Source organism: Sulfurimonas sp. SWIR-19 (genome assembly GCF_020410885.1).
Lineage (GTDB): Bacteria > Campylobacterota > Campylobacteria > Campylobacterales > Sulfurimonadaceae > Sulfurimonas > Sulfurimonas sediminis.
In genome coordinates this window covers 929,155-939,131 of the sequence record NZ_CP084578.1, presented here as the reverse complement: position 1 = coordinate 939,131, position 9,977 = coordinate 929,155, and the positions used below count along the sequence as shown (strand labels likewise).

At 35.2% G+C, this 9,977-nt stretch carries 11 protein-coding genes; 4 read left to right on the top strand and 7 right to left on the bottom strand.

Translation table 11 applies throughout. The features are described from left to right. Positions 1–57: 57 nt before the first annotated feature. Complete coding sequence (locus tag LCX93_RS04875; RefSeq protein WP_226067173.1) at positions 58–1,296, top strand: IS110 family RNA-guided transposase; 1,239 nt, start codon at positions 58–60, stop codon at positions 1,294–1,296. Positions 1,297–1,607: 311 nt separating this feature from the next. Here the strand turns inward: LCX93_RS04875 and LCX93_RS04870 are convergent, their stop codons facing one another. Genes LCX93_RS04870 through LCX93_RS04845 form a run of 6 tightly spaced genes read right to left on the bottom strand, consistent with a single transcriptional unit; the run spans position 1,608 to position 7,133 of the window. Beyond that, a complete protein-coding gene (locus LCX93_RS04870; RefSeq protein ID WP_226069024.1) occupies positions 1,608–2,999 on the bottom strand; it encodes a CorA family divalent cation transporter in 1,392 nt (463 codons plus the stop codon). Further along, complete coding sequence (locus LCX93_RS04865; protein ID WP_226069023.1) at positions 2,981–3,724, bottom strand: hypothetical protein; 744 nt, start codon at positions 3,722–3,724, stop codon at positions 2,981–2,983. Before LCX93_RS04865 ends, LCX93_RS04870 begins: the two co-directional genes overlap by 19 nt. A gap of 31 nt (positions 3,725–3,755) precedes the next feature. Next, entirely contained in the window at positions 3,756–4,688 is a 933-nt protein-coding gene (locus tag LCX93_RS04860) for a helix-turn-helix transcriptional regulator (RefSeq protein WP_226069022.1), read from the bottom strand. A gap of 21 nt (positions 4,689–4,709) precedes the next feature. Beyond that, entirely contained in the window at positions 4,710–5,537 is an 828-nt protein-coding gene (locus LCX93_RS04855; protein WP_226069021.1) for a tyrosine-type recombinase/integrase, read from the bottom strand. Further along, positions 5,538–6,533, bottom strand: coding sequence for a hypothetical protein (locus LCX93_RS04850; RefSeq protein ID WP_226069020.1), 996 nt, complete (start codon positions 6,531–6,533; stop codon positions 5,538–5,540). A gap of 3 nt (positions 6,534–6,536) precedes the next feature. Next, positions 6,537–7,133, bottom strand: coding sequence for a YfgM family protein (locus LCX93_RS04845; protein WP_226069018.1), 597 nt, complete (start codon positions 7,131–7,133; stop codon positions 6,537–6,539). Positions 7,134–7,251: 118 nt separating this feature from the next. On the opposite strand from LCX93_RS04845, the gene gatC reads away from it, so the two are divergent. The 3 genes from gatC to LCX93_RS04830 are packed head-to-tail and all read left to right on the top strand — an operon-like array spanning position 7,252 to position 8,982. Continuing rightward, entirely contained in the window at positions 7,252–7,542 is a 291-nt protein-coding gene (gene gatC, locus LCX93_RS04840; RefSeq protein WP_226069016.1) for an Asp-tRNA(Asn)/Glu-tRNA(Gln) amidotransferase subunit GatC, read from the top strand. Next, positions 7,508–7,888, top strand: a complete 381-nt coding sequence (locus LCX93_RS04835; protein ID WP_349636704.1) for an arsenate reductase family protein — start codon at positions 7,508–7,510, stop codon at positions 7,886–7,888. The genes gatC and LCX93_RS04835 overlap by 35 nt, the downstream gene beginning before the upstream one ends. Beyond that, positions 7,885–8,982 carry a type IV pilus twitching motility protein PilT gene (locus tag LCX93_RS04830; RefSeq protein ID WP_226069014.1) on the top strand — a complete coding sequence of 366 codons (1,098 nt, stop codon included), beginning with the start codon at positions 7,885–7,887 and terminating at the stop codon, positions 8,980–8,982. Before LCX93_RS04835 ends, LCX93_RS04830 begins: the two co-directional genes overlap by 4 nt. Here LCX93_RS04830 and LCX93_RS04825 read toward each other — a convergent pair. Further along, positions 8,979–9,977, bottom strand: coding sequence for an SAM-dependent methyltransferase (locus LCX93_RS04825; RefSeq protein WP_226069013.1), 999 nt, complete (start codon positions 9,975–9,977; stop codon positions 8,979–8,981). The genes LCX93_RS04830 and LCX93_RS04825 overlap by 4 nt on opposite strands.

Here is a 9,977-nt window from a genome sequence, read left to right as displayed (position 1 = left end):
CAATCCTCTATCGTTACGAGGCTGTAAGAAAAAGTTAAACAAATGAAAGGATGCACAATGCACTATTATGTAGGTATAGATATAGCAAAGAGTTTTCATGTTGCCTGTGTGGTTAATCAAGATGATAAAGTAATAAAGAAGTCACTCAAGTTTAATAATGACGAGAATGGCTTTAGTGAATTGGTTTTACTTTTGAACTCTATTGATGAAGTTTCAACCTTTACCATTGGTATGGAAGCAACAGGAATCTTCTTTGAAAATCTCTACCTTTATTTGAGTGAAAAAGGATTTAATGTACTATTACTCAATCCTTATCAAACAAATAGATTTAGAGAGATGGACAGTATGAAAAAAGTAAAAAATGACAACATTGATGCTTTAATGATAGCAGCTCTTATCAAATCAGGTAGATACTCTAAAGCTTATGTGAGTGAAGATACTTACCAAAGTATTAAATCACTCTATAGACATAAGAATAATCTCCTTGAGGAGATAAAAAAGCATAAACGACAGATATCTACACTCTTAGCTGTAGTATTTCCTGAGATGGAACAGGTAATAAAAGACCCATTTAATGTAACGGGGCTTGCTCTACTTGAAAAGTATCCAACTGCAAAGCATTATGAGTATGCCAGTGCGCAGAGGATACTTAAAACTTTTCGAGGTATTAAAGGCAATAACTTTAATGAGCAAAAAGCACAAAAGCTTTTAGAGTTAGCCAAACACTCTGTCTATCAGGGTAATGGTGTAGATGAGAGAGCTTATGTCATAAAGTCTCATATTCGACTTATTAAACTTCTACAAGAGGAGCTTAAAGAGCTTGAAAATGAGATGCTAAAGCTTTTTCATCAAGCACCACAACTTGAGAGGGATGAGGAGCAAGAGGTCATGGATATTATTGATAACCTTCGAACCATTCCTGGTGTAAGTGATAAAACCATCTTTGCACTCATTAGTGAGTGTGGGGATTTGAGCAGGTTTAAAAACAACTCTCATCTTATTGGTTATTTGGGCCTCTATCCTACAATAGAGCAATCTGGCAATAAGCTTAGTTATGGTCCTATTGCAAAGAGAGGTGCAAAGTTAGCTAAAAAAGCGTTATATCAAGCTGCCATTGCAGCTATTAGACATAATAATGAACTTAATAAGCTCTTTAGAGACAAGGTCTCTCAAGGCAGAGCCAAAAAAGAGGCTGTAGTCATTGTTGCAAGGAAACTTGCTCATATCATTTTAGCTATTTATAAAAACAATGTTGCCTATAATCCTCAAAGGGTATTTCAGGCATCAGCATCTTGAGTTTCATTCAACTATTTAACAATAAGTTGTTATAGAACTTGATAAACACTATATAGACAATTATATAACAGTCTATACCCTCAAGGGGCACCTAGCACTTTATCATTGTCAACCAAACAGTTTTTTAGTTGTTTGATCATTGAAACACTTGAGTCAAATTCTAGATAATGACTTGTAAAAAGTGCTTCAAAAATCAAACGCTCTTAAGAGCCAAAAGGCTCTTAAAAATGTTCTTTGAAAGTTTATTGTTACGGGACTATTGTCTTTTTTATTTTTTCGCTCCGTTTAAGTTATTCTTTATAGGATTGCTTTTAAAATAGTTCTTTATATTTAATATTTACTTTTTTTAAGACATATCTCGTTGCAAATACTATAGAAACTCCAACGACAATTGTCCAAAACCACCCTGTAACATTTGCAGGAATAGTATTCATTCCTAAAAACCCTGCGATGAAACTTCCAGGTAAAAACACAGCACCTAGTTGCGTCAGCTTACGCATATGCTCGTTTTCTTTTTCTGCTGTGAGCATTTTTGTGTATGCCTGCAGTTCATTAATTTCATGGTCCAAATCTTTTAACTGCATATCTATCTGCATTATCTGCTTTGCCTGATTAAAAAGCTCTATACCCTGATCCTGTGCGGTGACTTCACGAAAATACAACTTATTGAGAAATTGAATATATCGCTTGTAGAGTTGTGTTGTCCTGTTTACAATATCTGCTTCTTTGGCACTCGTAACATCTTGAATATCATCTGAAAACTTGACTATCATCGTTCGATACGCTAAAAGAAGCATAAGCATCTGCAAATATATCGTTTTCATATGCTTGAGTAAAAGATCTCTTCCGTAATCTCCATTACTTAGAGCAACAAAACTGTATCGGGTTACGCCAAAGAGTGTGCCATAGTTCAACCATCGACTGTAAGTAGCTTCTTCAAGCATTTTTGAACATAACGGAGGATTTTGACATGTTTTATCATCTCCGTCAACGAAAACATATTTATACCATGTATCATTATCATAAGTTTCAGATTGTACCTGCTTTGCAAAATCATCATTCAAAAAGAGTGAAATTACAAACATTCTGTCATCTAACACAAGGGACAAAGGTGATTTGGTACCCAATACTTTTTTAATATACTCAGGAAAAAGCAGATTCTCTTTTGAATCTTTCAATCTGTTAAGATAACCTAAATCATTAAAACGCCCAAAATCTTCACTGTACTCTTTATCATCAAGTTTAAGTGTTATTTTTTTTGCCAAGATTTTCTTTTGTGTGTCTTCTATAAAATTATTCCCTAAAAACTGTGGATAAATTCTACGTCCAAATTCATTGATGACTAAAATATCTTCTATCTTATCATACTTATAGTTTTCAAGAGAAAATACCAAAATCGCAATGTTATTTTGAAAAATACGTATTGTCAGATTTTCCAGTTCAAGTGTATAGTTTCCTTTGCTTGTCTCAATTGAAAAAGTTCCTTTTGAAAATTTGTATACATAGGTTTTTGAGATTTCATCATTATTATAAAGCGCATCTTGCACATGTTTGTAAAAATAAACATACTCATTATAGTCCACTACACTTTCAAATTTTAAATCTTTTTTCTGCCAGCCATTTTGCTTTAACTCTTTTTCTATTGAACCTTGAAACGAAAATGGCAATAAAAATGTGTGAGAGCTTATAATTTTTTTTTGCATTCTTTTCCTTTGAAATTATTGACAATCTGGACTATTTTTTTAAATGATAAAGCAGATTCCATTACACCGACAAAGCCTTTTTTGGCACCACCAAAATAAATCTGTTCTTTTTTTACTCCGCACTGTCCCAAAAAACGGATAATTGCATCATTGCTGTAATTATAAAAAACAATTTTTGTTTTATTATAAATAAGAAATTCTTTATATAATCCATATATCCTGTCAACAACAGGACTGAAATGATTTGTATAAGAAAAAATGAAACACTCACTACTCATTTTTACAGAATATGCAGCAAGTTTTTCATCATTTTCACTGACACCCTGTGCTTTTCTGTCTGCTAAACGAATCGCTGCAACCTGTTCTTTTGAAGCACCAAGCATAAGCATTCCCTTAATATAACAACAATCATTTTTTGCGATGAGTCTTTCTTCAAATGAAAGTGAAATATTAAGAATTTCAGCAACCTGTTCCAAAGATGTCGGCTCACTTGGCAAGGAACCATGATGATCGATACTTATGTAGTTTGCAGGGGGCTGAATATCTTCTTGAAGTTCTATGCCGTAAATAATTCCACCATAAGAGAGCTCTTCATGGTACGCACTTAATGAAGCTCCCCAAAAAAGCTGTTTGTCAATAAACGGCTTGTTATGTTTTATCAACAGTTTTTTAATGGTCAGCATTTCCAGGTCATATCCGCCAAGTAAAAATATCTCTTTTTTCATATAGGTATTATACTCCTTTTATACGAACACATTAGTTCGTTCTATAGTCTATTTTTTGTAAATAAGTTTTTAATTCATTTATAACTTTTCTTCGAAATCTTTCAGGTTTAACGACTTCAATATGTGGTAACCATGATTTGATGATGTTGTCAACATCCTCATCATGACTTACCTGAAAACTAACTTCAAGAGAGCCATCTGTATATTTCTGTATAATCTTTTGTGTTTCCAAAAATTCTTTTTTTTCAAAATAGTGTGCAATTTCAGGGTAAACTTTTACGACAACTTCAAAATTACTGCCATCAGCAAAAAAAGCAGAATGTGTCTTATTAAGCAGTAAATTAATTTCATTATCACTCAAACTATGATATTTATCAGTAGAAATTATTTTATTCACACTAGAGAGCAAAAAAGTTTTTATTTTATTGTCTGACTGGTCTTTACCAAAAATATACCAAAACCCATCATAATTAGTAATTTTATACAATTCAACATACTTTTTAGTTTCCTGGAATTCCAAAATAGCCACAGCATGCTCTTTTATAAGTCTCTCAAGCAGTTCTATCTTTGGAGAATCCACATCAATATCTTCGATATCATCCTGCTTTATAAAATAAGGATTACTAAATTGTACATGTACCAGCTTTTGAAAAATTCGCTGCTGAATTTTATCAATATCATCAACATCATCAAACTGTGAAAGTGCAAGATTTAAAAACATCAACTCATCTTCATCAAGTACGGTGCGACGTATAGAGAAACCATCAAAAAAAATCAAACGTTTTTGTTTGTCTTTTGTAATTGGAAAGTTACAAAGACGCTCCGCGATATCTTTTTGGATGGTACGAATTGAAACATTAAACTCCTCTGCAAGTTCTTTTGTTGTAGGGCACTCATTGTTTGAAAGTTTTGTCAATATACTCAAAAGTCTAAAAAGTGTTTTATCATAATCTTTTTTTGCCAAATTCCATTTCTCCTTTTGTATTCACAGTGACTCCTTTGCCATAGGATGACATACTTCTACAGTATCTTTTAAATCCTGTTTTTGAATATGGGTATATATTTGTGTTGTCAACAGTGAAGCATGTCCTAAAAGTTCCTGTACTACCCGTAAATCGGCTCCACCCCGAATAAGTGAAGTTGCATAAGAGTGACGTAGTACATGAGGGGAGACTCCAAGGTATTTTTGTGTTATTTTATACGCGGAGATCCGACTGAGTTTTCCTCCCTGGTAATTACACCAGACATACTCTTTTTGCATGTTACATGTAAACAGATAGGCATCTATTGCCTGTTTTGCAACTTTTGCCAGAGGAACAATACGCTCTTTTTCTCCTTTTGCATGCCTTACATGTAACCATCCGCCTTCTATATCGCCGAGTTCCAGCTCCAGACATTCGCTGATACGCGTGCCGCTTGCATATAAAAACAGTATAAGGGCGTAGTCTCGCAAGCCTATCCAGTTGCTTCTGTCTATCAGTTCCAGACCGTGTAATATATCTTCATAAGATAAAAATTTCGGAAGAAGTTTTGGAATTTTTGCAAATTTCAGTTTTGTTTTTTCACTGCTAAATTGCTGCCTGTAGCAAAATTCAAAAAAAGCATTAACGGAGGAGAGTTTTCTGTTGAGTGTGCGTTTGTTTTCATACGAAGACAAAAGCGTCATAAGTTTTTGTGTGTCAAGAAAAATCAACGGTTTTGAGAGTTTTTCTTCTATGGCACACAAGTCACTTTTGTACGCCTCCACACTCTTTTTACTCAAAGCCCTTGTTACAGTAATATACTCTAAAAAAGCTTCCAGTTCGTTTGACATCTATTGTATGGAAATTTTCTCATTATCTACAAAGAAGGCTTTTTTACCGACAAAAACAAGCCCCTCATCCAAATCTACTTCATGAATGGTATAATCAAATGTTTTTTTATTGACCACTATCATATACCCCTCTTTTTCCAGAACATATAAATTGTCTCCATCACTGATCATCCCCAAAAAGTGTGCAAAAGGAAACTTTATTTTAGAATCAACCTGCAAAGAGGGTGTCAAGGAGAGTATTTCTCCCTGTTTTGTTGTAATATACAAAGATTTTTCGTCATGCACGATATTTCGTAATTCATATTTGGCACGCAGTTCTTTTTGCGAAAGTGACAAGATTTTGGAATCACTTGCGGCAATGATTTTATCATCAAATATACTGAAATAGACAATATTGTTAAAATAATCATCAGACGAGACTATGACAGTTCTGAGTCTTTTTTTCAGTTTTGTATTAACAATAATGACTTTGCCGTCCAATGTTGAAAAGATAACCAGATCATTCATAAAATATGGCTGAACAATTCGAATATCATTTGCTATCGCTTTACCACCCTGTTCTTTAAACAAGAGCTCTTTTGAAGGCATATCATATAAGGCTATTTCATTGTTGGCAAATAAAACTGCCAAAATATTATCTTTGACACCTGCGGTTGCTATTGTTCTTTTTAAGGCAAAATGTTTTGTCGTTTTCGCTGATTGCTCTGATGTAAGTGTCAAGTTTCCGTCAATTGCGGCAGATAAAACCCAACCGTCACTTTCACCGAGTACTCTTTGATGTTCTTTGTCAATTTGTATGCTTATATTTCCGTCTCTGTCTAAAACTTTTCCATTATCCAAAAGTGCCATATTTGATGAAATATCAACTATTTCATCTTCAATTTTGGCATGATTTTTCCAGTCATAAGAAACTTTTTTTGGTGTAAAAACCTCTTTTGTGCTACATCCGCTCAGCAATACAAGCATAATTGATGCTAAAAATATATATGTTTTCAAAGTCTATTTTACTCCATAGTGCATTAAAGCACGAGAAACCTGTGCCAATGGAGAGTTTACACTGATCATACTGAGTTTTGAATGCGCCTCTTCTATCTTTTTGTCATGCATCAGTAAAATTGCAAGTTGCACCTGAGCCAAGTCCCGGTATATGGCATCCTGTTTTTCAGCGTACTCTTCAAGTTTATTGATATCCTGAAGATTTTGTGCCACTTCATAACTTGACAAATCACCAAGCAGTAAAGCCTGAGAATTTTGGAGTTTTTCCAATTCTTTTATATTTTTGCTGACAACAGCCTGCGAATAAACCCAAAGATCATGTAAATTAGGGCTCAATGAAGCCAGAGTTGCCAGTGTCGCTTCATCTTTCGGATTCTTCTGTAATGTCAAAAGTGCCTGGTTTGCCGCTTCAAGTGTATGCTGTTTGTTAATATTGTATGCAATGTCACCGGCTATAAACAGTGTAATTGCCACAACAGAACCTATCATCAACTTTTTATATTTTTTTATAAATTTCTCTGTAACCACTGCTTTTTCAAAAAACTTTTCTTCTGATGTCAGCTCTTCTTTTACCATTTCAATATTTTCTTTTAAACTCAAAAATTCTTCCTTATATCTATTCGATTGTTTTATAAAGTTTCTAATATTACCCATAAATAAGTTAAAGTTTTATCAAATATATGATAAAATCAAAATAAACTATTATACAGGACAGACAATGCAAGTAGATGACACACTATTAACACGACTGGAAAAACTTTCCTATTTACATGTAAGCGATGATAAACGTGAAGAAATTATATCGCAGCTCTCAGAAATAGTAAGTTTTGTAGACAATTTAAGTGAGTTGGATACAAGTGGAGTGGACAGTACTTTTGCTATGGATGACAGAGCAACACCTTTACGCGAAGATATTCCCCAGTGTGATATTACCATCAGCCAGGAAATTTTAAAGCACGCTCCAAAAAGTGCAGATGATTTTTTCATCGTTCCTAAAATCATTGAGTAGTTCCATGATAAAAGTTTATGGCATTAAAAACTGTGACAGCGTCAAAAAGGCACTCTCTTTTTTTAAAAAACATGATCTCGCGTATGAACTTTTTGATTTCAAAACACAGGAACTTCCATGTGGGAAAATAGACTACTGGGTGTCAAAAGTCGGCATCAAACCCCTCTTTAATACCAGAAGTACAACATACAGAAATCTCAAACTCAAAGAATTGAACCTGGATGAGCAGCAGCAACAAGAGTGGCTCTGCAAAGAAAACCTGCTGATTAAGCGTCCTGTCGTAGAGTATAACGATGATGTTCTTGTCGGTTTCAATGAAGAACAATACCAAAGGAGTTTTTTATGAATGAAGAAGCAAAAACAGAGAGTTCTACGCAACGCTTAGATATCAAAAAGCTGTTAAAAAGTGTCTTGGCATTTAAATCTTCGGATTTACACCTTGTTGTAGGCAGTGAACCGCAAATCAGAATAGACAAAGAGTTACGCGCTTTGAATCTTCCTGTGCTTACCGCCAATGATATTGAAGAGATGGCCTATTCTCTCATTGAAGACAAACAAAAGAAAATTTTTGAAGAGCGCAATGAACTGGATTTCTCATTTGAGCTCAAGGATGTTGGTCGTTTTCGTGCAAACTTTTACAGAACCATTCACGGAATTGCCTGTGCTTTTCGTATGATTCCTATAGAAATTCCGACACTTGACGAATATGGAAATCCGCCTATTTTCAAAGAACTGGTAAAAAAAGAAAAAGGACTTATTTTGGTAACCGGTCCGACAGGTTCGGGTAAATCAACAACACTTGCTTCCATGCTGCACGAGATAAATATGACAGAACGCCGCCATATTATCACTATTGAAGATCCGGTAGAATTCGTTCATAAAAACATAAAATCACTTTTTTCTCAGCGTGATGTGGGAAACAGTACAGAATCTTTTGCCACAGCACTCAAATACTCACTGCGACAAGACCCCGACATCATTCTTATCGGGGAGATGCGTGATGCCGAAACCATCGGAGCAGCACTTACAGCAGCCGAAACCGGTCACCTGGTTTTTGGAACTCTGCACACAAACTCGGCTCCCGGAACGATCAACCGTATTATTGATGTGTTTGACGGAGAAGAACAGGCCCAAATTCGGGCACAACTCTCCTCTTCTTTGGTAGCGGTTATTGCACAGACACTTATTCCAAGAATAGGCGGCGGTAAAGTGGCCACACAAGAGATACTTATTACAAATCCGGCAATCCAAAATCAAATACGAGAAGACAAAGTGCACCAGATTTATTCTCAAATGCAGTTAAACCAGCAAGAGACGCATATGACAACACAGACACAACAACTCATAGAACTGCTTCAAAAAAATATTATCTCAAAAGAAAATGCCATTAAAAACTCCAACAGACCCGAAGAGTTAATGAAGATGATAGGTTCCCTTTAGGAACCTTTTCTAAAACGAATCATTTTAAATCTTTCCCCCAAAAAGTTGGGCATGATGAGCATCTTTACTTTTTCAAGTTCCTGTTTGTATATTTTTTCGTCAACATGCTCTTTTAACATTTCCAAAAGCTCTAAGATCCCCATATCAACGAGTGCGACCATTTGTGCTTTAAATTCCACAAAATCCACACCGGCTTCCTCATAGGCATCCTTTACATGTAAGAAGGTGACATCATAGGTGATATCGCTTTTTGCAAAGAGTTCTTCTCTGTTCAAACCCTCTTCGAAGAACGGATGCACTTCGTGTTTTGTATAAATTCTGAGTGAAAAATCGGGACGTGCCTGCATTTCACCGTAATCAAAGCTTATAAATTCAAACTTTTTCGCAGCATCTGCCATCTCTTTTGCAAATGCTTCATATCCTCGTGCAATTTCCCCTCTGTCTTTGTGGTATTTTTTTGCCTTTTGTTCCACCCAGTCATCTTGCTCATCAAAAATCACTTCATGGTTTTGTACCCGTGCGCGCTTGCCTTTAAAATAGAGTTCGCAGGGAAATGCGTCAAATATTTCATTGGCTATAAAAAAAGCGTTGTTACATGTAAGCTCACCTAATGATTTATAGTGCGTCAACGCAACAGCATCACCAAAACTCTCTGAAAAATATTCTCTTTGATGTTTCTGCAAATCATCAAAGCGTTCTATAATGACAAACTCAAAACTTGACAAAAGTTCCGGTCGCAGAGTATAAAGAAACTCACACACATCTGCCAAAAAGTACCCATGATGCGCCCCTATTTCACATATTACTGCATCTTTTTGCAAAAAACCTTCATCAACAAGCCTAATAATATGCTTGGCAATGGTACCGCCAAAAAACTTGCTTGTACTGACTGCCGTATAAAAATCACCCTCTTTGCCTATATTTTTATAGGTTGCATAATAGCCGTTTTCACCATAGAGCCACTCTGCCATATATTCACTAAATTTTTGACTCAT

Coding starts and splice junctions, on each gene's coding strand:
- LCX93_RS04830 (WP_226069014.1), top strand. CDS start 7,885: ATGAATGAAGAAGCAAAAACAGAGAGTTCTACGCAACGCTTAGATATC.
- LCX93_RS04825 (WP_226069013.1), bottom strand. CDS start 9,977: ATGAGTCAAAAATTTAGTGAATATATGGCAGAGTGGCTCTATGGTGAA.
- LCX93_RS04865 (WP_226069023.1), bottom strand. CDS start 3,724: ATGAAAAAAGAGATATTTTTACTTGGCGGATATGACCTGGAAATGCTG.
- LCX93_RS04870 (WP_226069024.1), bottom strand. CDS start 2,999: ATGCAAAAAAAAATTATAAGCTCTCACACATTTTTATTGCCATTTTCG.
- gatC (WP_226069016.1), top strand. CDS start 7,252: ATGCAAGTAGATGACACACTATTAACACGACTGGAAAAACTTTCCTAT.
- LCX93_RS04875 (WP_226067173.1), top strand. CDS start 58: ATGCACTATTATGTAGGTATAGATATAGCAAAGAGTTTTCATGTTGCC.
- LCX93_RS04855 (WP_226069021.1), bottom strand. CDS start 5,537: ATGTCAAACGAACTGGAAGCTTTTTTAGAGTATATTACTGTAACAAGG.
- LCX93_RS04835 (WP_349636704.1), top strand. CDS start 7,508: ATGATTTTTTCATCGTTCCTAAAATCATTGAGTAGTTCCATGATAAAA.